This is a genomic window from Fundidesulfovibrio soli (assembly GCF_022808695.1).
In the GTDB taxonomy this organism is placed as follows: domain Bacteria; phylum Desulfobacterota; class Desulfovibrionia; order Desulfovibrionales; family Desulfovibrionaceae; genus Fundidesulfovibrio; species Fundidesulfovibrio soli.
This window is the reverse complement of record NZ_JAKZKW010000005.1, coordinates 26641-48737: the sequence shown is the minus strand read 5'-3', so window position 1 is coordinate 48737 and position 22097 is coordinate 26641. Positions and strand designations below refer to the sequence as shown.

Here is a 22097-nt window from a genome sequence, read left to right as displayed (position 1 = left end):
GGATTCCGGGAAAGACCGGGTCTGCGTCCCTATTCGCCCATTTCCTGCACGAGGGCCCTGATCTCCTCGCGGATGATCTGGGCGGCGGCGGCGGGCACGGTGCGGCTGATCTCGGCCAGAAGCTCCTGGCGCAGGGCGTCCAGTGCCTCCTGGGTCACCAGGTTGGATAGATCGGGCCCTGCGGATTCGGGGGCTGGAACTTCATCCCCGGATATTTCCGGGAAGGGCGCAGGCGCGGGAGCGGCCTCCAGTTCGGCGATGCGGGCCTCCAGGGCGGCAAGGCCCTGGCGAATCTCGTCCAGCTCGGCGCTCAGGCGCTCGCCCAGGGCGTCGGCCTGGGATGCGGCTTCGGCCTTGAAGACCTCCAGCCGGGCGTCCACCTCGGCCAGCAGGTCCGTCTGGTCGGCTGGCCCGGCGGCGGGCTGCGCGCCGGAGAGCTCCTCGATGCGCCCGCTCAAGGCCGCGATGTCGGCTTCCAGGCGTTCGCCCAGCTCCGCCACAAGGGGAGCGGGGTCCACGGGGGCGACGGGTTCGGACGAGGCGGCGGCCTCGGAGATCTCGGACTTCAGGGACTCCAGGCGGGCGTCCACGTCGGCCAGCAGGGCGGCCGCGTCGAACGGCTCGGCTTCGGAGGCGGGCGCCAGCTCCTGCTTCAGGGACTCCAGGCGCTCGTCGAGGGACGCCTCAAGCCCGGAGCGCAGCTCCTCGGCATCGGGGGCGGGGGGCAGCTCGGCCTTGAACCCGGCCAGGGCCTCGTCCACCATGGGCATGAAGGTCTGGGCGAGGGTCTCGCCAAGGCCGGAAAATTTGGCCTCAAGGGTGTCCAGGCGGGCGGTCAGGGCCTCCAGGGCCAGCGCGGTCTCTTCGGAGGCGGCGGCCGATGCGGGCGCAGCCGCTTTCGGGGCGGGCTCGGGGGCCTGCGCGGCCAGGGCCATGTCCATGAAGTCGTCGGGGATTTCGAGTTTGGCGGCGGTAGAGGAGGACTTGCCCGCCTCGGCCAGCAGGGCGTCCAGGCCGTCCAGGTCGATGTCATCGCCGGGCGCGCCTGCGGCGCCGGTTTCATCGGGCAGGTCCAGCCCGTCGAAGCCGGGCATGGAGTCTGACGCCTTCGCGCCAACCGCCTCGTTGGTGTCGGAAAAAAGGTCTTCCAGCTCGCGCTCGAAGTTCAGATCGCCCCCGGAACCGGAGGCGTCGGTTTTGGGTGCTCCCGGCCCGCGTTCGATGATGTCGGTCAACTCGATGATGTCTTCGGGTGCGTTGGCCACGGGACCCTCCAGGCGGGAAAAATCCGGCGCGGACGGACAAGCCGCCCGCGCCGGGGTTAGTCGCTACTGAGCAGCGGGATGGCAGGCGTTACAGGCGATCGGCGCGTTCTTGCCGTCGGCCTTGGCCTTCTTGTGGCAGCCCAGGCAGCTCTTGGCGGAGTTCATGTCGTGGAAAGCCTTGTAGAAGCTCTTCACGTCAGACTTGTTGGCCGGGTCGAAGATGTCGTGGCAGCCCTTGTCCGAGCACTTGAAGCCCTTGTCGGACTTGCCGTCCCAGTTGTGATGGCAGGCCTTGCAGTCCAGGGCCTTGTGACCGGCGCCAGCGTGGGCGAACTTCACAGGGGCCTTGGTCATGGTGCCCTCGGGCATCTTCAGGACCATGTCCTTGGGGGCTTCCACGGCCCACAGAGCGGGCAGACAGAACACGCCGACCAGGGCGGCGCACACCAACATGACAAATAACGGTTTCCTCATCCTTCCACCTCCTCACCAAAAAGTTGAATGAAAAAATTCACATAGGGTTTACTTTTAGATGCAAGCCCGTGTCAAGGCGCGTTACGAGAAATCTGCACTCTTGAAACAACACTGGAGCGCCTCAACTCCCGCCCAGAGAGTATTTCCCGGCATATCCTCGCGGAGTGAGCATCCGCCCGCCCGCAACGCGCGTCTGGGAATTGCCCACCACCACGATGCTGAGCATGTCCGCGGCCTCGGGGTCCATCAGCCCGAGCGTGGTCAGCAGGGCGCTCTGCCCCTCGCGCCAGGCGTTGCGAACCAGGCCCGCCGGGGTCTGCGGGGAGGCGTGGCGGCCGATGATCTCCAGCGCCCGGGCCAGTTGGCCGCTGCGCCTCTTGGAGCGGGGATTGTACAGCGCGATGACGAAATCAGCCGATGCGGCCGCGTCCAGGCGCTTCTCTATGAGCTCCCAGGGGGTGAGCAGGTCGCTCAGGCTCACGCAGGCGAAGTCGTGGGTCAAGGGAGCGCCCAGGATGGCCGCCGCGCCGATCACCGCGGGGATGCCCGGCACCACCTGGAACTCCACCGAGTCCAGCAGGCCCCGGGCCTCCAGGAGTTCGAGCACCAGGCCGGCCATGCCGTAGACCCCGGCGTCCCCGCTGGAGACCACCACCGTGTCCTCACCGGCCATGGCCTGGTCTATGGCCTTGGCGCAGCGCTGCACCTCGCCCATCATGCCCGTGGAGACCACGGCCTTGCTGGCCAGCAGCTCAGGGTCGATCAGGTCCAGATAGGTTCCGTAGCCAACCACCACGGCGGCGCGCTCCAGCGCCTCGGCCGCCAGCGGGGAAAGCAGGGCCGCGTCGCCGGGGCCCAGGCCCACCACGCTCAGGCGACCGGGCTTCATGCCTTCCGCCCCGGACTCAGGGCCAGCGCCACGGTGACCGTGGGCGTCTTTCTCTTGGGGGCCAGCAGTTTCGCCGTCCCGGCCGCAAGCATCGCGGCTGCCTCGCATACGCTCTCCACTCCGACATGTTTGAGGGGCATGGGCGAGGGGTTGGGCACGGCCACCCCGGCCAGATCCCCGGCCTGGAAAAATATCAGCTCCGCGCCCAGCTCACGGGCGGCCTCGGCCAGCCCGGGCTCGCCGCGCTTGGCCTCGATGCTGGCCAGCACGCCCACGCTGCCCAGGGCCACGCCCCGCGCCGCGCAGGCCTGGGCCAGCGCATCCACGATCTCCGTCCCGGGCGTGCCCTTGCGGCAGCCCACCCCCGCGACGACCGCCTTGGGCCGCAAGGCCAGGCAGCCCGGACCGGCTCCGCCAGCGCGCCAGTCCACCAGCACGCAGGGCCTCTCCGGGTCCAACAGGTGGGGCGCTGCCAGCCACTCGAACAGCCCGGCATGCTCGCCCGGTACGGCAAGCCAGCCCTGCGGGTCGAAGAGCTGCACCGTGCGCCCCTCCAGCAGGGCCGCGTTCACTGCCTTGACGGCAGCCACATTCTCGATGGCCAGGCCGCTGTCGCGGGCCAGCACGTCCAGGGAGGGCAAGCCCGCGCAGTCCGTGGCCGTGGTGATCACGGCCTCGCCGCCGCAGAGCAGCGCCACCTCGCGGGCCAGGTCGTTGGCGCCACCCAGGTGGCCGGAGAGCAAGCTCACGGCGTGGCGTCCGTTCTGGTCCAGCACCACCACGGCGGGGTCGATGTCCTTGCCGCGCAGGTGCGGGGCGATGGCCCGGACCACGATGCCGCAGGCCGCCACGAACACGTGGGGCGCATACTTATGGAAGTTTTCCCCAACCAGCTCCGTGAGCGAGGCGAAGCCATGCGCACCCTGGGCATCCGCCGCCATGCGCTCCGGCAGGAACAGCTCCCCGCCGAGTTCGCGGGCCAGCCGCCCCGCCAGCGCCGCGCCCTGCTGCGTGAGCGCGTATACCGCCGTGCCCTTGCTCACCCCCGGCCTCCTGGGATCGAACGCCTAGAGCGACAGGGTCTTGGCGGCCTTGAGCGTGGCCTCGTAATCGGCCTCGGTGTGCGCGAAGGAGGTGAACGAGCACTCGTAGCCCAGCGAGGCCAGGTACACGCCCTGGGCGCGCATCTGCTGGTAGATGGCCGTGTAGGTCTTGCCGTTGGAGGTGCGGGCCGAGGCCATGTCGGTCACAGGGGTCTCGGTGAAGTACATAGTGAAGGCCGAGGCGGTCTGGTTGAGCTGCACGGGCACGCCCTTGGATCGCACGATGGCCGCGAACTCCTTGGCCAGTTCGGCGGTGCGGGCCTCTAGGGCGGCGTAGTCGCGCTTTTCCAGCTCCAACAGGTTAGCCAGCCCGGCGGCCATGGCCACGGGGTTGCCCGAGAGGGTGCCGGCCTGGAACACCGGGCCGCAGGGGGAGAGCTTCTCCATCACGTCGCGGCGCCCGCCGTAGGCTCCCACGGGGAAGCCAGCGCCGATGATCTTGCCCAGGGTGGTCAGGTCCGGGCGCACGCCGTAGCGGGCCTGGGCCCCGCCGATGCCCCAGCGGAAGCCGGTGATGACCTCGTCGAAGATCAGCAGCGCGCCGTACTCGTCGCACACGGCGCGCAGGCCCTCCAGGTAGCCGGGCTTGGGGATCACCAGGCCCATGTTGCCCGGGGCGGGCTCCACGATGATGGCGGCGATGTCCTTGCCCTTCTCCTTGAAGGCGGCCTTCACGGCCTCCAGGTCGTTGTAGGGCAGCACGATGGTGTGGGCCACGGTGGCGGCGGGCACGCCCGGGGTGCCGGGGGCGGCCTGCACCGCCACGCCGGAGCCGGCGGCGGCAAGGAATGCGTCGGCGTGGCCGTGGTAGCAGCCGTCGAACTTGATCACGTGGTCGCGCCCGGTGAAGCCGCGCGCCAGGCGCAGGGCGCTCATGGTGGCCTCTGTGCCGGAGTTGACCATGCGCACCATCTCCACCGAGGGCATCAATTGGGTGATCTTGAGGGCCAGGTCCACCTCGGCTGGGCAGGGCGCGCCGAAGCTGGAGCCGTTCTCCAGGGCCTCGCGGGCGGCCTTGTGCACCACGGGGTCTGCGTGGCCAAGCAGCATGGGGCCCCAGCTCATCACGTAGTCCACGTAATCCTTGCCGTCCACGTCCGTGATGGTGGAGCCGTGGGCCTTGGCGATGAACAGGGGTTCGCACTCCACGGCCTTGCAGGCGCGGATGGGCGAGTTGACCCCGCCGGGGATGACGGCCTGGGCTTTGGCGTAAAGCTCGGAAGAGAGGGACATGGCGGTTCTCCGGTATGCTGTTTCGGGAAGAGACGTGCATACCCTCGCGGGCTTGCGCGGGCAAGTGGGGAGGATACAGTAAGGCCCTGCGCGCCATCACAGGCGCGCGGGGCCGTCTTCATTTCCGTCGGGTGTCCGGCTAGCTCTTGAGCGTCTCGATCCTGCCCTTGAGCTCCTCCAGCTTCGCCACCTTGCCGCGCAGCATCTCGTCCTTCTCGCGCTCCTTGGCCACCACCTCGGCGGGGGCCTTGGCGGTGAAGTCCTCGTTGGCCAGCTTGCGGGCCACGATCTCGGCCTCCTTGGAGGTCTTGGCCAGCTCCTTGTTCAGGCGGGCCAGCTCCGCGTCGAAGTCCACGGCTCCGGCCAGGGGCACGAACACGGCGTTGCCGCCCGCGGCCGCGCTGGCCGAGGCCTTGGGCGCGGTGACGTCCGGCCCGGCCGTGAAGCTGGCCAGGCGCGCCAGCAGCATGATCAGGCGCTCGTTGTCGCGCAGCATGGCCAGGTCGGCCGTATCGGCGGTGCGAACCAGGCAGTCCAGCTTGAGGGCCGGGCTGATGGAGAGCTCGGAGCGGATGTTGCGCACGCTGACCACCACCTCCTGCAGGAGGCCCATCATGGCCACGGCCTGGGGCTTCACGTGCTGGGGGCGCGCGGCGGGATAGGGCACCTTGGAGATGTCCTTCTGGGCGTGGCCGGGCAGGTGGCTCCAGATCTCCTGGGTGACGAAGGGCATGACGGGGTGCAGGAGCACCAGCAGTTCGGAGAGCACGGTCCACAGGCACTGCTGGGCCTGGGCCTTGGCGGCCTCGTCCTCGCCCGAGAGGTCGGACTTGGCGGCCTCCAGGTACCAGTCGCAGAACTCCAGCCACAGGAAGGAGTAGAGCCCCTGGGCCGCCTCGTTGAAGCGGTAGTCCTGGATAGCGGCGCTGGTGGCCTGCTTCATCTCCTCCAGGCGGTGGAGGATCCAGGCGTGGTGCAGGGGCAGCTCGCCGTCCAGCGAGACGTTGGGCAGCTCCACGGGCATTTCTTGGGGCAGGTTCATCAGGCTGAACCGGGCCGCGTTCCAGAGCTTGTTGACGAAGTGGCGGTAGCCCTCGATGCGCTCCTCGGAGAGCTTGATGTCGCGCCCCATGGCCGCGAAGGCCGTGAGGGTGAAGCGCAGGGCGTCGGTGCCGAACTTGTCGATCATGATCAGCGGGTCGATGACGTTGCCCGTGGACTTGGACATCTTCTTGCCCTCGGCGTCGCGCACCAGGGCGTGGATGTACACGTGCCTGAAGGGCACCTCGTCCATGAAGTGCAGGCCCATCATCATCATGCGGGCCACCCAGAAGAAGAGGATGTCGAAGGCCGTGACCAGCACCGAGGTGGGGTAGAAGGCCTTGAGCTCAGGGGTCTTGTCCGGCCAGCCCAGGGTGGAGAAGGGCCACAGCGCGGAGGAGAACCAGGTGTCGAGCACGTCCGGGTCCTGCTGGAGCTGGCCGCCGCAGTCGCAGGCGGCGGGGTCCTGCCGGGCCACGACGAGCTTGCCGCAGGCCTCGCAGGTCCAGGCCGGGATGCGGTGCCCCCACCAGATCTGGCGGGAGATGCACCAGTCGCGGATGTTGTCGAGCCAGTGGTAGTAGGTGGTGGTCCACTGTTCGGGGTAGATCTGGGTGCGCCCGGTCTCCACGGCGGCGCGGGCCACCTCGGCCAGGGGCCCGGCCTTGACGAACCACTGGGGGGAGACGTGGGGCTCGACAACGGTCTTGCAGCGGTAGCACTCGCCCACGGAGTGGTCGTGCTCCTCCACGGAGACGAGCAGGCCCTGCTCCTTCAAGTCCTCCACCACCTTCTTGCGGCAGGCCTCGCGGCTCATGCCCTGGTAGGCGGCCCCGGCGGCGGCGTTCATGTTGCCCTCGCCGTCCATGACCTGGAGGATCTCCAGGTTGTGGCGGCGGCCCAGGTCGAAGTCGTTCATGTCGTGGGCGGGGGTGACCTTGAGCGCGCCCGTGCCGAACTCGCGGTCCACGTAGGCGTCGGCGATCACCGGGATCTCGCGGCCCACCAGGGGCAGCTTGACCATCTTGCCCACGAAGGCGGCGTAGCGCTCGTCCTCGGGGTGCACGGCCACGGCCGTGTCGCCCAGCAGCGTCTCGGGGCGGGTGGTGGCCACGATCAGCTCGCCCGAGCCGTCGGCGAGCACGTAGCGCAGCTGGTAGAGCGCGCCCTTCTTGGGGCTGTGCTCCACTTCCAGGTCCGCCAGGGCGGTCTGGCAGCGCGGGCACCAGTTGATGATGTAGTCGCCCTTGTAGATCAGGCCTTCCTCATAGAGGCGCACGAAGACTTCACGCACGGCCTTGGAGAGGCCCTCGTCCATGGTGAAGCGCTCGCGGGTCCAGTCAACGCTGGCACCCATGCGCCTGATCTGGTTGAGGATCTTGCCGCCGTATTCCTTGCGCCACTCCCAGACGCGCTCGATAAAGGCCTCGCGGCCCAGCTCGTGGCGGGAGGAGCCCTCCTTGGCCAGTGCGCGCTCCACCACGTTCTGGGTGGCGATGCCCGCGTGGTCCGTGCCGGGCACCCAGAGCACCTTGCGGCCCAACTGGCGCATGTGGCGGCAGAGGATGTCCTGCACGGTAAGGTTCAGGGCGTGGCCCATGTGCAGGGTGCCGGTGACGTTGGGCGGGGGGATGACTATGGAGAACGGATCGCCATCGGCGGCGGGATCGGCGGTTCCGGCCCCGGACTCTTCCCAGAACGAAAGCCAGCGGGCTTCGACGTCGGCGGGTTCGTAGCCCTTGGCCAGTGTTGTATCTGACATGAAATCGGCTCCTTTTCGGTCGCGGCGCAATACTCTTTTTTCGCCCCGTTGTCATCACCGCGCCCCCCGGGTGCGCTTCCCCCCGGGGATAATGGACTTTCCGGCGTTGTGTCCGCCCGGCGGATGGGGCACAAGGGGCCGATGATTCACGTGCTCTGGGACGAAGCCCACCTTTGGGGCGTGCTGCTCATCCGGGCGCTCGAAGCCTGGGGGCTTCCCGCACGCCTGGTGCGCGCTCACGAACTGGCCCGGGGGCTCCTGCGGCGCGAGGCCCCGGCGCTGCTGGCCGTGCCCGGCGGCTTCGCCAGCCGCAAGGCCGCCTGCCTGGGCCCGGCCGGGCTTGAGGCCGTGCGCGACTACGTGCGGGGCGGCGGCAGCTATCTGGGCATCTGCGGCGGCGCGGGCCTCGGCCTCACGGTGCCGGGCGGGCTGGCCCTGTGCCCCTGGACGCGCGAGCCATTCAAGCACCGGCTGCAGCACTTCGCCTCCGGCAACGTGGAGCTGCTGCCCCAGGCCGGGCCCTACACCCCCGCCGGGCTGCGCGAGCCCCTGGCCCCGGTCTGGTGGCCCGCCGCGTTCCGGCCCCACGGCCAGGGCGTGGACGTGGTGGCCGCCTATGGCCGCCCCGGCCCGGGCTTCATGATGGCGGACATCCCGCTCTCCCTGGTGCCCGGCCAGGCCCTGGAGGACTGGGAGGCCCTCTACGGCGTGCGCCTGGCCCCGGCCTTCTCCCCGGGCGACCCCTGCATCGTGGCCGGGGAGTTCGGCAAGGGGCGCTACGTGCTCTCCCACGCCCACCTGGAGACGCCGCAGTCCCCGGCGGCCAACCTCTGGCTGGGGCACATCCTGGCGGAGTTGGCGGGCGTGCCCGCGCCCTCCGATCCGGCCCCAGCCTGGACCATCGGCGAGGGCGAGCCCGCCTGGGCCGACCCCCTGCTGGCCAGGGCCATGGAGCTGATGCTGGGCGTCGTGGAGCTGGGCATCGCCCACGGGCTGCTGGCCTGGCGCGAGCCCTGGCTGCTGGGCTGGCGGCAGGGCCTGCCAGGGGCGCAACTTTCGGGCATCCTGGCCATGCTGGACCACGCCCGCCGGCTCACCCCCTCGGAGGCGTCGCTCAAGCACCTGGACCGCAAGCGGGAGGACCTGGCCCGCCACGTGGAACTGCTGGGCAAGGGGCTCTCGGGCTACCTGCTGGCCGAGCGCCTGGCGCTCAGCCTCATGCGGGTGGACCCGGAAGCCGTGCCCGAGCGCGGCCTCAAGGAAGCGCGCTTCACCCTGTTCGGCCCCCCGCCCGGAGCCGGGGGCACGGCGGGCGGATTGTGCGGCGGGGTGCTCTCCGTGCTGGAGGACTGCATCTGCCTCACCCAGGGGCAAACACGGCCCGCAGCTTGACTTCCCGAGGGGTCTGGCCTACTCGCACAGCCTGGAGCAAACAATGAGACACACCATCCTCTTCACCGCCGTCCTGCTGCTCTGCGCCGGCCTGGCCACCGCCCAGGTCACCGTCACCCTGCCCTCGCAGAACCAGGTGACGATCAATTCCCTGCCGCCCATCGGCAGCTGCTTCACGTGCGACTGCAACTCCCAGAACCTGGATTGCAATACCGGCTGCCAGTCCATCACCGAGTTCACCCGCCGCCAGCAGTGCGAGGCCAGCTGCGGCCAGAACCTGGCCACCTGCCTGCAGAACGCCCAGGTGCTGCAGCGCGCGGTGGATGACCAGCGCGCCGCCGCGCTCTCGACCTCGACGAAGACGCAATAAGGCGGGCGAACGGATGCTTTTCAATGAGGCGGCCACCGGACAGGTGGCCGCCTTTTTCATTGGCATGCCTTCGTGGAGAGAGTTGCCCGTTGAGAGTGGGGTGAATAGCTCATGGTTCTTGATGGGGAGCCTGCCTTGCGTCGAGCCAGATACATCAGTATTGCCTCCGACCAACTGCCAGGTGACTACCCCCTAGGATGAGCTAATCCCCGATTTATTGGAGTAATGATGTACATTGTCATACAGGAACCAGTTCCGTTCTACTCTGAGGGGGATGAGGACTTTTTCTTTCACTGGCTACAATCAATTACATCTGTTGAGAGTGTTTCCAGATGCCTACAAGGGCTGGAAATCACCCTGGATGACCCCGTCGACGACGCCAGCCTCAGGGAGTTGATCGGACTGATGGCCCGGTACTCGCTGGACATGAAGTGCCTGAAGCCTCTACGCACCGCACAAAATGAGCACTGGTTCGCAGACCCAATAAAATACTGGCACAAATCAGTGTTCGGCATTTAAAGCAGCGAATACGCATTCATAAAAACAACGTTCGTCAATGCACGGCCTTCTGGCGAATGCCAAGAATAGCTGATACCGCCTTCGAAATCATGATGAGGCACTACACGAGCACTCAAACCATGTAACCCACCAGTGGCATCCCAAGAAGCGACTTGTCACACCATGAGCATCACAAGCATTCCAGACCTACTCCTCATACTCCTCGCAATATGTTTTGTATTGGAACAAATCAGCTGCCTCTTTCCAGGAACATTCGCCTACAAATTCGGAATCACCGTTCATTCGAGCATCATGGCGCCCATATCTCCAGATAGTTGGAGAATACTTGAATGCCACCATGAGAAACTTAGGGTTTCCACACGAGCAGCTATCATCTATATCAGACGTCGCTATCCTCCCATCACATGGGGTTGGATTCCGTTTGTTGCCGTTGTGGCAACAGGTTCTCAAGGCGACACCCTCAGAATCAAAGCCTGCCCTGTCTCCGCCGTGATCTGGCTGTCCATGGGCGTATTTTCACTGTTAAATGGCCTAGTGAACTCCAGCACCGTTGCGGGCATTGCAATTGGGATTCTGGGCAGTCTTTTGGTGATTGGCGGCGGGTTTCCCCTTTACACATGGTTCTCCCAGCCGGTCTTCCGGCTGTTCGATAAACTCGGCAAGCGCTCTCCGCAGTAATTGTACTCACTCAACCAGCGGTCCGGATACCGGCATCCGGCAAATTCGCACACATTGTCCTGCATTCCCGGGAGACCGGAAGGAAGTGCAACGGGTTGAAGGCACACTACGCGCCTCCCAATGGCATCTTCGGAGAATTGCATATTTGCTTCACCTATCTACCTTCCTCGGCGCTGAATCGCTGGCTCGACTGAGACAACCCCTTCCACCTGTGCCTGATGCTTGACTGCCGGTCTTTCATGGATTTCAAGTCAGTATACTCACCCCCGGGGCTAATTTTTCGACTCTTGCCATACCGGGCAGCGCAATAGTGTCAGCTTATTTTCCCCGACATATAACTTGACACCAACCAAATTTAGCTTACAAATCATGATCAAACTGTTCATTCGTAGGCATAAACGTGCAGCACCACCTATCTGATCATCATATTCAAGGACATTATTGCAAAGGCCTGTTTTTTGATGTCTGAATGGGGATCATTGCGTATGGCTAAACCGCAGAAGACTGAAAAGCACCAATTGAGACCTTCAGAACGGAGTAAAGGTCGGAAATCACCTGCTCTCGTCAGCACACGGCCGCCCCTTGTCTTCATTCTTGGTATGCACCGAAGTGGCACATCCCTTTGCTCCTCCATCCTGCACAAAATCGGCATCGACATGGTGGGGGCTGACGACCCTGTCAAATGCGACTCGAACCAGGAAGGGCACTGGGAGCGCTGGGAAATCATGCGTCTACAGGATGATATTCTAGATGCGCTCGGCAGATCTTGGGACAGCACCGACGCCATGCCCTGCACTTGGTGGCGCGACCCCGCACTTCATAACTATAAGCAACGACTGATCGATTACCTCGGTTCGCTGAACACGCAGACCCCCTTTGGCTTCAAAGATCCCCGCGCCTTACGCCTGTTGCCCCTCTGGCTGGAATTATTCAACAAGCTACAGATCCCTTTTAAAATCATCCTGTGCGTTCGAGATCCTTATCAAGTGGCGTCGTCGTTGCAACAACGCAACTCCATACCCGTCGGTACCGGACTTCTGCTCTGGCTGAGGCACTACGGCGAACTGTTTCTCAACGCACACCCCCTGGACTGGCACATAGTCAATTACGACAGTTGGTTCCAGCACCCAGCCGAGACTCTTGAAAACATCCTGGCGTTTCTTGGCATTTCCACGAATTGCTCCTCCTATTCTGTAGGACAGATACTGCGAAGCACGATCATCAGCGACCTGCAGCACAACACCGGGAAGCCTCACAAGCAAACTATTTATAGCTACGTCCACTCTAAATTGCTCCACACAGGCTCATCTGATCCCGAAAAGGAAGCCGCTCGCAACGATCTTTTCCTCTTTTTTTCTCAGTTCCAATTTATCAACGAGTCCATCAGCTTCACTTCCCCAGATGCCGCCCCTCCTCAGCCAGCCACTCCTGTCGATGATTCTGTGCTTGTTTCGTCTTTCACCGTGCATAATGATTCCATTTCGCCTGGGCAGACTCCAAGAACCTCAGCAGACTCTTCCAGCAGTCCGTATGAACGCGCCCATTCCGAGCACCTAGAAGGCGACATCAGCAGACTTACTTCGGCGCTCCTCAATAAAGACACACAATTTTCTCAAGCGCTCTCCGACCTTAACGCCAAAAGAGCTGAATTGGAGACACTCCGCAACGAACTAGCGTCACGGCGCCAGGAGGCGGAGATTCTCTCCCGGAGTCTGAAAGAAAAAGACGAGGAGTTAAACCGCTACCGCTCTCATGCGGAGGAGCTAGCCGGCATCAGTCAGACTGAAATTGAAAAATTGGAGCAGGCACTGGAGGATGCGGAGCAAAGTCGGCAACTCCATCTACTCGACGAGAACGCCCTGAACGATTGCTATGCCCAACTGGAGAAGCTGAATGCCATCTACGACGAGGCTAACCAACAATTGCTCAAGGGACGCAAGGAGCAGGAGGCCGCAGTCGCCAGGGAAACGACACTTCGTCACGATCTAGCCGCCTCAAACCGCCATAATGCGGAAATGTCATCCTGTCTGGCGAACCTCGCCCAGCACCTGACAGGAAATCAACACCCGGCAGCCAGTTCCGGCCAGATCCTTGCGGCCCTCTGCAAGACACTTCAGGCCCGGGAGGCCTTCACCAACCGCCTTTTGGCCCTGGTCCGCTGGCTGGGCATCCAGCACAAGCCCCTGCAACAGGCCATCCGAAACAATTTCAGCCAGATCCGAGGGTTCGACCCTGCGGCCTACGTCACTATCAATCCTGATGTGGCCGAAGCTGGGATCGCTCCTTTCACCCACTACCTTAACTTCGGCAAAACCGAGAACAGAAGGTGCTCCTGGCTGTTTTCCGATGAATACTACAGGGCTCGTCACATGCCGCCAGGCTTGGCTGGCCCCGCGTTCGCCCATTTTCTTGAACACGGCCTCATGCAAGGGGTAAGCCCGCATCCCCTTTTTGCGTCCGATTATTATGTGTCGGCATGCCCTGAGAGTACCACCTGCGGCCTCCCCCCCTACGAGCATTTCCTGGCAGTGGGGGCTGACCAAGGCTTGAGCCCCCATCCTCTTTTCGACGCGGCCTACTACAGGGAGCAGTATACCGAGGTTTGCGCGTCCGGACTTGCCCCTTTCCGTCATTACCTGGAAGTGGGGGAAAACTTGGGCCTGCGCCCGCTGCCCATATTTGACCCGCATTTCTACCGCAGCCAGCACCCCGAACTCAACTCACGGTCTTGCGGAGCCTTGGAGCACTTTGTCACTGAGGGGGTCGACCAGAACGCATTGCCCTGCGCCGAGTTCAATCTTGATTTCTACCTTTCCTGGCGGAGCATGGATATCTCCGAGGGCGTGTCCCCGGTGCGGGATTTCATTGACAACTTCGTGGTCGGAGGGTGCAGGGCGTCCACTCCGGAGACCCTCATGGGGATGATTACCGAGATCAATGGCCGCACCTCCGTAACACGTTCTAGCGAGCCGACAGCCTCCATCGTCATCCCTGTCCACAATCAGATATTCCACACCCTTCTGTGCCTGCTTTCGCTAGCCAGACTGGACGGAAGCTGCGACTTCGAGGTTATCGTCGTTGATGACGCCTCAACTGACCCCACACACCAGCTCCTCGGTATGATCCCGTGGGTGAAGGTTTTGCGCAATGAGGTGAACCAAGGCTTCCTCCGCAGCTGCAACCTGGGCGCGGCAGGAGCCTTGGGCCAGTATGTAGTTCTGCTTAACAACGACACTTATGTATTGCCTGGTTGGCTCAATGAGTTGATCTGCACCTTCCAGAATTTCCCGGACGTTGGCCTCGCAGGCAGCATGCTCCTGTATCCTCACGGCCAACTTCAGGAAGCGGGCGGCATCATCTGGGAAGACGGTTCCGCCTGGAACTATGGCCGCTACGAAGACCCTAGCCGCCCCGAATACAATTACCTGCGCAATGTCGATTACTGTTCCGGGGCGTCACTGGCCATCCCCAAACATCTTTGGGTCAGCCTCGGCGGCTTCGACGAACACTTCGCCCCCGCCTATGGAGAAGATTCCGACCTTGCCTTCCGTGTTCGCCAGAAGGGTCGCCGGGTGGTGTATCAACCTCTTTCGAAACTTGTGCACTTCGAGGGGATCAGTTGCGGTAAATCGGTCAACTGCGGCGTTAAGAGCTACCAACAGGCGAATGCACTCAAGCTCAAGACGCGTTGGCGCTCTGAGATAGCTCCGCTGGGCAGGTCCGGCGTCATGCCGCAGATTACCAAGGACCGTTGCGTGCTTGGCCGCGTGCTGGTCATTGATGCGTGCACCCCCCAGCCAGACCAGGATGCCGGCTCATTAACCGCATTCGGCCTGATGCGTCTGTTGCAGCATTTCGGCTACAAAGTCACCTTCATCCCCGAAGACAACTTCGCCTATATTCCGCGATACACTGACGATCTGCGGCGTCTTGGCATCGAGGTGATACATGGCCCTCACCACCGTACTGTGCAGGGATTCCTGGAGCATGAGGGGGACATTTTCGACCTTGTCGTTGTGTTCCGCATGACCGTAGCTGCACGCTGCATGGACACCTTGCGTACGCACGCACCATCCGCCAAGCTGGTGTTCTTCACTTCCGACCTGCACCATATCCGTGAAATCCGTGAAGCCGAATTGCGTGCCGACGACGCGCTCATGCTGTCTGCGCTGGAAACCAAAGTCCGGGAAATGGCTGTAATCGGCGCAGCCGACTGCACCATTGTACACAGCCAGTACGAGTTGGAATACTTGGAGAAAGAAGCACCAAACGCACTGGTCAAGCTTTATGGATGGTGCATCCCAGTACCCGGCAGCCTGGCCCCCTTCGAATCAACACGGGATATCGTACACCTTGGCGGCTACCGTCATCCGCCCAACGTGGATTCCGCCCTGTACTTCCTGCAGCAAATATTCCCGCTCGTGAAGCAACACCTCCCCGACGTCAAGCTCTACATCGTTGGCAGCGAGCCTCCAGCGGATTTGCTCGCCCAGGCCCGCGAGGATGTCATCGTCACCGGCTTCGTGGAAGACCTCACGCCTTACTTTACCTCCGCCAGGCTCAGTGTCGCCCCTTTGCGCTACGGAGCCGGTATCAAAGGCAAGGTTGCCACCAGCCTCAGCTTTGGCCGCCCCTGCGTCGGCACGTCGGTGGCGACGGAAGGCATGGGACTCGTGGACCAGGAGCATGTGCTGGTCGCGGAACAACCTCAGGATTTCGCCGACGCCGTCGTGCGTCTCTATACCGATGCCGCGCTTTGGGAGCGTCTTTCCCAGGCTGGATTGCGTTTTGTGATGGACAACTACTCAACAAAGGCAGCAATGCGACAGGTGGAAGACATTCTGCGCGCAGTAGGCTGCCAGCTTAACAGGCAATAGCAACCGACATGAAAGAATGCAGCAAATCCATAGCCAGAAGGCTCCAAGATTCATTATTCGTGCGACGCTATTTTGTCGGCCATGGCCTCGACCTGGGGGGAAAACCTGACCCGCTGGCGCTCTATGCGGAATTGTTCCCGCTCATGCGCTCAGTAAAAACCTGGGACAAGGAAGAAGGTGACGCCGAACTGCTTGAAACCGTCCAGGACGAAAGCGTGGACTTCGTTCACTCCAGCCATTGCCTAGAGCACCTGGCCGAACCGCGCAGAGGTCTCGCGCACTGGATGCGCGTGCTCAGGCCCGGCGGCTTCCTGATCGTCACAGTGCCCGACGAGGATCTCTACGAGCAAGGTCATTTTCCTTCCACCTTCAACAAAGACCACAAGTGGACCTTCACCATCCACAAGTGCGCTTCGTGGTCGACTCGCTCAATAAATGTGACGGAGTTGCTCGCAGGACTCGGACAGCAGGCCGAAATCGAACGCATCATGCTGCTGAACGCAGGCTACAGATATCATTTACCGCGATACGATCAGACTCTCACGCCCGTGGCCGAATGCGGCATAGAATTCATCGTGAGAAAACGCCCCCTGTCTGAACAAGAATCCGGTGGGCGTCGGCCACCTCAAGACGCTGTCATGGGGAATGAGGAAACCGTTCACTTCAACCAGTACCGTAATGACCTCGAGACATTAAAGGCGGCCAACAGTGATACCCCGCCTTTCACGGACAATAGGGACATAAGCCGTGCATGATCACCTCCGTAACGACAGAACCGGGGGAGAACAAAGTATGAAATTTTATCGATCACGTGCTCCATTGCGCCTCGGACTTGGCGGCGGTGGTACGGACATCCCGGAGTATTCCTCGCTGCATGGAGGCGCAATACTCAACGCGACCATCAACCGGTACGCCCACGCAACGATCGAACCCTGTGACAAGGGCGCCATCTCCTTCTGCTCCATGGATCGCTGCATCTCCAGCACATTCGATTGCGCCCCGCAACTTGCCGTGACTCCCGAGCATAAGCTGGCCATCGGCGTATACAACCGCATCGTCAGGGACTACGCGCATGCTCCGCTCTCCTTCAAGCTGACCACCGCGGTTGACGCGCCGCCAGGCTCCGGCCTCGGCTCTTCTTCCACATTGGTTGTGGCAATAATCGGTGCCTTCTGCGAATGGCTGCAGATCCCCCTCGGAGAATACGAAATCGCCCAACTCGCCTTCGACATCGAGCGCATTGACCTGGGCCTCTCCGGCGGCAAGCAGGACCAGTTCGCCGCCACGTTCGGGGGGTTCAATTTCATGGAGTTCGAGACCAACGGAAACGTGCTGGTCAACCCGCTGCGCGTCAAACAGGATACTCTGCGAGAACTGGAACACAACCTATTGCTAGTAGGCACCGGAGTCAGTCGGGAATCGGCGCAGATCATCGACACCCAGAAGGGGATCATGGCCGAGGGCGACGAACAGAAACTCTCCGCTCTTCACGAGGTAAAACGCGCTGCATACGACATGAAGCGCGCCGTCTTGACGGGAGATCTGGACACGCTGGGGCGTATCCTACGCATGAGTTGGGAAAGTAAAAAGCGAACGTCAGACAGGATCAGCAACCCCTGGCTGGATTCGATAATTTCCACCTCGCTGGATGCCGGAGCCTTGGGCGCCAAGATATCCGGAGCTGGAGGCGGGGGATATATGATGCTTTACTGCCCGGGGGTGGCGCGGTACGACGTTGTCAAGTCGCTCCAGGCATTCGATGTCACGTGCCTGAACGTTCAATTCGTCGAACACGGCCTTGTGACTTGGGCGTAAGAGTCGCGCGCCTGCATATCCTGATTTCAAGCATTACCATTTGCCACCATATTCAACCAAAACTTGTGCCCGCAGGACATTTCAATGAAAATCTCATTAATTCTGGCTACTAGGGAAGGGAAAGGCGTTGGCAGCGCAAACGGGCTTGTTCCGTTGGGCATAGGATTTATTGCCGCCAGCATCAAAACGAGTTGTCCCGGCGTGGAGGTTCTCCTCCACGAGAGCATAGAGGAGTTGCTCGAAGCCAAGCCGGATATCGCCGGCATCAGTGCTGTTACTGAAAACTACCATCTGGCCATCGACTTTGCAAAAACCATCAAAGACAAGCTTAACATCCCCATCATCCTGGGCGGTGTCCATATATCGCTGCAGCCTCTATCGTTGCATGAGGCGTTTGACATCGCTGTTATCGGCGAGGGCGAACAAACCATTGTCGAACTGCTCAAGTCATACAAAGCATTCAACGGCTTCAACTTCAAAGCTCTTCGCGACATTGACGGGCTGTTCTTCTTTCAGGGCGGAAAACCCGTACAGACCCGGCGAAGGGAGCTCATCAAGAATCTTGACTCATTACCCGTCCCTGACTACAAGAATCTGCCATTCTACAGCAACACGGGATGCACGCATATCTTCTCGGCCCGCGGTTGCCCCTATAAATGTTCCTTCTGCGCCTCCTCTCGCTTTTTCAATAATTACAGGACAAATTCAATTGAAAGAGTCGCGACACAGATTGAGGAGTTCATATCGGACAATGTCAAGCACATCGTTTTTTTTGACGACTTGTTCATTGCCGAAAAAAAACGTGTCGCCCAATTGATCGAATTGTTGAAAGAAAGGGATCTCCTCGGCAAATGTACTTATTCGTGCCAAGCCAGGACCAATCTCATAACTGATGGAGTCTGCGAATTGCTCGTTGAACTGGGCGTCAAGGACTGCGGCCTTGGTGTCGAATCTTTCAATGATAAAATCCTCACCTACTTCAACAAGAAACCTGTTACTGCGGCCATAAATCAGAGGGCTCTCGATATCCTGCACAAGCACGGGATCATGGCCAATGCGGGTTTCATCTTCGGCACCCCCATCGAGACCAGGGAAGACATTCTGCTGACGCTGGACAAGGTTTTAGAAAATGTTGAAGCAGGCAAGCTCCATGACATAGCCTGGGGCGCCCTCAGGCCTTACCCTGGCACGGCAGTCTGGGATCAGGCCAAAACCATGGGTCTAGTATCAGACGACATGGACTGGTCTCGCTTTGACGCCTCTCGCATGGGGCACGAACTGTACATGGGGACAAACGTGAGCGTGCAGGAACTGCACACCCTTGTGGATGAATACCGCGACAAAATCACGGCGATCAAGATCCGAAACAATGCACTCCAGTACCTTTCAGGGAACATGCTTCTCAAGAACCCTCCTCCTTTTCAGGCTCTTGTGCCAATAAAGGACGCCTGGATTGAAGATGGCGCAAGGGTCATGCTCTCCGACTTTTCTGAAATCGCCTCATTCTCACCGGGGCAATGTTGTCTCAAATTCACCATCGCCTCTACTTCGCTGCTTGAAATCTCAGGCAACCTTCCGGCACAATTGAATATTTATATTGACGGCAAGCTACATGACACTCTGCACATTCGTGACAGACAGCCAATTTCATTAACAATTGCCACACCTGAACGCCGGACATACACTCTGCGTTTCGAATGCGACAAGTCATGCATTCCATCAGAACTTGGCGACTGGCTTGATTCACGTTCCCTATCTGTGATGCTTTACGGGTTTGAGCGTCACCCCTTGAACGAGGACCAGAGCATTATGTCGTGCGACGAAAATCTGGAGACATCAATATCTAGAGTCGCAAGCATCCAGAGACTCGAAAAGCCCCTGATCCAGGTGTCTCTTCCCAAATGCGGGACGCACATGATCAGCAATATCCTCCGCCACTTTGCCAACATGCACAAGACACCTTACGATTACACGGAAACCTACAGCAGGGAAATGCTTCGCGACAACCCCGAGGTTCTAGCCACACACAAAAAGATCGAAGAACGGGGCGGACATACTGACGGATTCACGTTTGCGCATTTGTGGTGGTCACCGCAGGCATTGTGGCTTGTACGCAATTCCAACATCTTTCTGCTGCTACGACATCCGAAAAGATATGCCGCGTCACTTATTACGATGCTCTCGTCACCAACTTGGGCCAACATCATCCCCTGGGCGCAAATTGCGCGCACCCACCAATTGGGACACGATGATCTTTTCAACCTCGTGTTGTACGGCAACGAGGACAACCTTTACTTTCCATCGCTACGTGAAAGCTACATCAACTACTGTATAAAATGGCTTCCCCGCGCACAATTCGTGCTCGACTTCGATCACTTCCGTAGCATGGTACGCGCTCTGGACACGCCTGCCGGGGACGAATTCATGTTGGACTTCTTGCATAAATGCGGCATCGCGTACGCTGAAGACTGGAAGGAGCGTGTCCGAGCCGGACTGTCTGCCAGTTGCAGCAAGACCGCGTCTTCGAATACAACTTCCCTGACCCCGCTCCAGCAGGAGCTGATCGACATCCAGTGCGCCGACATTTACAAGTACGTTGGCTATACAAGCATCATATAGACTCCAGCAAAGCAGCCAACAACCGTCACGCTAAACAGGCGAGCGCAATACAGTTTCGGTCGCCCCCCGACATGCCAGGCACTCTGATTTTCGCCTCGCACGGCAAGGCCCAGACATTCTTGATGCACAACGCAAAGCCGGAATTCCGCATTCCACCGCAGGTTAACAATAGGCAGCCACTCAGAATGTTTGGGTCATGAACCATGCCGAAAAACATGCCAGAGATACGAGGGATGGAATTTGTAAACTGGGCACGGCCAACCTGAGAATGCGGGAGATTGACAACCAAATCGTTCTTATTTATTTGACTTAAATAAATGGATGATATCCATTCGTACGCAGCATGGCTGCGATTCGCGACGAGTTCGGAGTAAACCCAAACAGGAATTCGGGCAAACAGGCTTGCAACCTACCTTGCCTCGCCTTATTCAGGCGCTGACGCTATCGGCTCACGACATACAATAGCGGCGCGCCTCACTCACCGCAGGAGAGTATCATGGACGAGTATTTTCCCCTGTCCGCAACTCCCGAATTTCCCATCCGGCGCGGCCGCTGCGTCCAGGAGGGATACCTGCGCGGCGTCGGGCTCGAATTCAAGAATTTGCGCGAACAGATTGCCGCCGATCCCGACTATCAGGAAGCTTTCCAATACGCCTCAGGCCGTTCGATCCTTATGCTCGACCGGATAATGAACCTGTTTCTCCTGATCAAATACTTCTTACCGAGAATTCCGGTGGGGCATATCATCGAATACGGCTCCTACCGTGGCGGATCAGCATTTTTCATGGCTGCCCTGGCGCGGAAGTTTCTCCCCCAAACGCATGTTTTCGCGCTGGACACCTTCAGCGGCATGCCAGCCACCGACCCCGCCATCGACGCACACCATGCCGGCGACTTCGCCAACACCAATGCAGACGAAGTCCGGTCTGCCGCGACCGCGTTCGGCCTAACCAACCTCCACGTGGTGCCCGGACTCTTCCAGGATACTGCCACGCAGGTGTTGCAGCAGGCGGGAGCGATTTCTCTGGCTCACATCGACTGCGACATCTACCACGCGGTCAAATACTCCTACGAGGCCAGCAGGGCCTACATGGTGAATGGTGGTTATTTGGTGTTTGACGACGCCACTGCATCCTCCTGCATCGGAGCCACCGAGGCCGTTGAGGATTTCGTCATCCGTCGCGACGGCCTGTGCTCCGAACAGATATACCCGCACTTTGTATTCCGGAACTTCATCGGATGACAGAGCAGCCAGGCACCGCGCCCGCCTGGCATCATTCTTTCGGAAATTCCCCGACCCGGCCGAACAATCCTTGCGCAAGCCGGTACGTCTCAGGAACACCGATATCAATAAAAAAATTGTCAGAGCTTTCCAGAAAGGCCATCGGACGCAACGAGTCCGCATGAGCCTCCAGAAAATCTGCCTCGAAAGAGAATGTCTGCGGCAGGGAGAAGCCTCCAAACACGTCCCTGGGGAGGATGTAGCAGCCTCCGTTCACAAAACCGGGTTCGTTGCCGCCACCAGCAGCAAATCCGACCACCCGCCCATTATTGATGCGACACATGCCGTAGCGCTTGGCGTCTGACAAACTCCTAAGCGCCATGGAGACGCCCGCACCGCTGGCGTCGAGCCATTGGCGCTCCATGCCTGCATAGTCCACGTCAAAGTATGTATCCCCATTGAATGCGAAGGCCGCTGCCCCTTCCACCTGCGAAAGCGCCTGCCGGAGGCCCCCGCCGGTCCCCAGGGGGGATATCTCCACGGAATAGTCTATACGCAGCCCAGCGAATTCGGATTTGAAGTGTTCCATGACCGTTTCCCGAAGATAGGAAACCGCCAGAATCACCCGCCTGAATCCTTTTTTCGCCAAGTGTGCGAGCTGATATTCTAAAAACGGCCTCCCGTTTATCGGGGCCATCACCTTGGGCAAGTCGGCAACTTCGCTACGCAATCTGGTTCCAAGGCCACCCGCCAAAATCACAGCTTCATCGAGTTGCATAATGACTTCCACTTGGGATGCAAGAACGTGACGAGACAACGATATCCTCCACAGTACGCG

Annotated in this window: 16 protein-coding genes; 9 read left to right on the top strand and 7 right to left on the bottom strand. The window is 60.9% G+C overall.

The features are described from left to right. Positions 1-29: 29 nt before the first annotated feature. The 6 genes from MLE18_RS07255 to MLE18_RS07230 form a co-directional block, all read right to left on the bottom strand. A complete protein-coding gene (locus MLE18_RS07255; RefSeq protein ID WP_243368773.1) occupies positions 30-1265 on the bottom strand; it encodes a hypothetical protein in 1236 nt (411 codons plus the stop codon). Between the two features lie 63 nt (positions 1266-1328). After that, on the bottom strand, positions 1329-1718 hold the full coding sequence (locus MLE18_RS07250; RefSeq protein ID WP_243368771.1) for a cytochrome c3 family protein: 390 nt from the start codon (positions 1716-1718) through the stop codon (positions 1329-1331). A 142-nt stretch (positions 1719-1860) separates the two neighbouring features. Continuing rightward, the gene (gene cobJ / locus MLE18_RS07245) at positions 1861-2628 is read right to left on the bottom strand and encodes a precorrin-3B C(17)-methyltransferase (RefSeq protein ID WP_243368769.1); all 768 of its coding nucleotides are present in this window, start codon (positions 2626-2628) and stop codon (positions 1861-1863) included. Continuing rightward, positions 2625-3671 carry a cobalt-precorrin 5A hydrolase gene (locus MLE18_RS07240; protein ID WP_243368767.1) on the bottom strand — a complete coding sequence of 349 codons (1047 nt, stop codon included), beginning with the start codon at positions 3669-3671 and terminating at the stop codon, positions 2625-2627. The genes cobJ and MLE18_RS07240 overlap by 4 nt, the downstream gene beginning before the upstream one ends. Positions 3672-3695: 24 nt before the next feature. Beyond that, positions 3696-4964, bottom strand: coding sequence for a glutamate-1-semialdehyde 2,1-aminomutase (gene hemL / locus MLE18_RS07235; RefSeq protein ID WP_243368765.1), 1269 nt, complete (start codon positions 4962-4964; stop codon positions 3696-3698). Positions 4965-5103: 139 nt separating this feature from the next. After that, positions 5104-7767 (bottom strand): valine--tRNA ligase, encoded by a 2664-nt coding sequence (locus tag MLE18_RS07230; RefSeq protein ID WP_243368763.1) that lies wholly within the window; start codon positions 7765-7767, stop codon positions 5104-5106. Between the two features lie 141 nt (positions 7768-7908). On the opposite strand from MLE18_RS07230, the gene MLE18_RS07225 reads away from it, so the two are divergent. The 9 genes from MLE18_RS07225 (at position 7909) to MLE18_RS07185 (ending at position 21280) form a co-directional block, all read left to right on the top strand. Beyond that, positions 7909-9159 carry a biotin--protein ligase gene (locus tag MLE18_RS07225; protein ID WP_243368761.1) on the top strand — a complete coding sequence of 417 codons (1251 nt, stop codon included), beginning with the start codon at positions 7909-7911 and terminating at the stop codon, positions 9157-9159. Positions 9160-9202: 43 nt separating this feature from the next. Further along, positions 9203-9529, top strand: coding sequence for a hypothetical protein (locus tag MLE18_RS07220; protein ID WP_243368759.1), 327 nt, complete (start codon positions 9203-9205; stop codon positions 9527-9529). A gap of 228 nt (positions 9530-9757) precedes the next feature. Continuing rightward, positions 9758-10048, top strand: coding sequence for a hypothetical protein (locus tag MLE18_RS07215; RefSeq protein ID WP_243368757.1), 291 nt, complete (start codon positions 9758-9760; stop codon positions 10046-10048). Positions 10049-10210: 162 nt separating this feature from the next. Next, entirely contained in the window at positions 10211-10726 is a 516-nt protein-coding gene (locus tag MLE18_RS07210; RefSeq protein WP_243368755.1) for a hypothetical protein, read from the top strand. 485 nt (positions 10727-11211) lie between these two features. Then, positions 11212-15603 carry a glycosyltransferase gene (locus tag MLE18_RS07205; protein WP_243368753.1) on the top strand — a complete coding sequence of 1464 codons (4392 nt, stop codon included), beginning with the start codon at positions 11212-11214 and terminating at the stop codon, positions 15601-15603. An 8-nt stretch (positions 15604-15611) separates the two neighbouring features. Continuing rightward, positions 15612-16358: a methyltransferase domain-containing protein gene (locus tag MLE18_RS07200; RefSeq protein ID WP_243368751.1), complete on the top strand. Its 747-nt coding sequence runs from the start codon at positions 15612-15614 to the stop codon at positions 16356-16358. 37 nt (positions 16359-16395) lie between these two features. Next, positions 16396-17418 carry a GHMP family kinase ATP-binding protein gene (locus MLE18_RS07195; RefSeq protein WP_243368749.1) on the top strand — a complete coding sequence of 341 codons (1023 nt, stop codon included), beginning with the start codon at positions 16396-16398 and terminating at the stop codon, positions 17416-17418. A gap of 84 nt (positions 17419-17502) precedes the next feature. Next, the gene (locus MLE18_RS07190) at positions 17503-20037 is read left to right on the top strand and encodes a B12-binding domain-containing radical SAM protein (RefSeq protein ID WP_243368748.1); all 2535 of its coding nucleotides are present in this window, start codon (positions 17503-17505) and stop codon (positions 20035-20037) included. Between the two features lie 496 nt (positions 20038-20533). Further along, a complete protein-coding gene (locus MLE18_RS07185) occupies positions 20534-21280 on the top strand; it encodes a TylF/MycF/NovP-related O-methyltransferase (protein ID WP_243368746.1) in 747 nt (248 codons plus the stop codon). 31 nt (positions 21281-21311) lie between these two features. On the opposite strand, the gene MLE18_RS07180 is transcribed toward MLE18_RS07185, so the two are convergent. Continuing rightward, positions 21312-22037: a nucleotidyltransferase family protein gene (locus MLE18_RS07180; RefSeq protein ID WP_243368744.1), complete on the bottom strand. Its 726-nt coding sequence runs from the start codon at positions 22035-22037 to the stop codon at positions 21312-21314. Positions 22038-22097 lie beyond the last annotated feature (60 nt).

Bases quoted from the DNA above. Each gene is read 5' to 3' on its own strand.
- hemL (WP_243368765.1), bottom strand. From the start codon at position 4,964: ATGTCCCTCTCTTCCGAGCTTTACGCCAAAGCCCAGGCCGTCATCCCC.
- MLE18_RS07225 (WP_243368761.1), top strand. From the start codon at position 7,909: ATGATTCACGTGCTCTGGGACGAAGCCCACCTTTGGGGCGTGCTGCTC.
- MLE18_RS07230 (WP_243368763.1), bottom strand. From the start codon at position 7,767: ATGTCAGATACAACACTGGCCAAGGGCTACGAACCCGCCGACGTCGAA.
- MLE18_RS07205 (WP_243368753.1), top strand. From the start codon at position 11,212: ATGGCTAAACCGCAGAAGACTGAAAAGCACCAATTGAGACCTTCAGAA.
- MLE18_RS07190 (WP_243368748.1), top strand. From the start codon at position 17,503: ATGAAAATCTCATTAATTCTGGCTACTAGGGAAGGGAAAGGCGTTGGC.
- MLE18_RS07210 (WP_243368755.1), top strand. From the start codon at position 10,211: ATGAGCATCACAAGCATTCCAGACCTACTCCTCATACTCCTCGCAATA.
- MLE18_RS07220 (WP_243368759.1), top strand. From the start codon at position 9,203: ATGAGACACACCATCCTCTTCACCGCCGTCCTGCTGCTCTGCGCCGGC.
- MLE18_RS07200 (WP_243368751.1), top strand. From the start codon at position 15,612: ATGAAAGAATGCAGCAAATCCATAGCCAGAAGGCTCCAAGATTCATTA.
- MLE18_RS07195 (WP_243368749.1), top strand. From the start codon at position 16,396: ATGAAATTTTATCGATCACGTGCTCCATTGCGCCTCGGACTTGGCGGC.
- MLE18_RS07185 (WP_243368746.1), top strand. From the start codon at position 20,534: ATGGACGAGTATTTTCCCCTGTCCGCAACTCCCGAATTTCCCATCCGG.
- cobJ (WP_243368769.1), bottom strand. From the start codon at position 2,628: ATGAAGCCCGGTCGCCTGAGCGTGGTGGGCCTGGGCCCCGGCGACGCG.
- MLE18_RS07215 (WP_243368757.1), top strand. From the start codon at position 9,758: ATGTACATTGTCATACAGGAACCAGTTCCGTTCTACTCTGAGGGGGAT.
- MLE18_RS07250 (WP_243368771.1), bottom strand. From the start codon at position 1,718: ATGTTGGTGTGCGCCGCCCTGGTCGGCGTGTTCTGTCTGCCCGCTCTG.
- MLE18_RS07180 (WP_243368744.1), bottom strand. From the start codon at position 22,037: ATGCAACTCGATGAAGCTGTGATTTTGGCGGGTGGCCTTGGAACCAGA.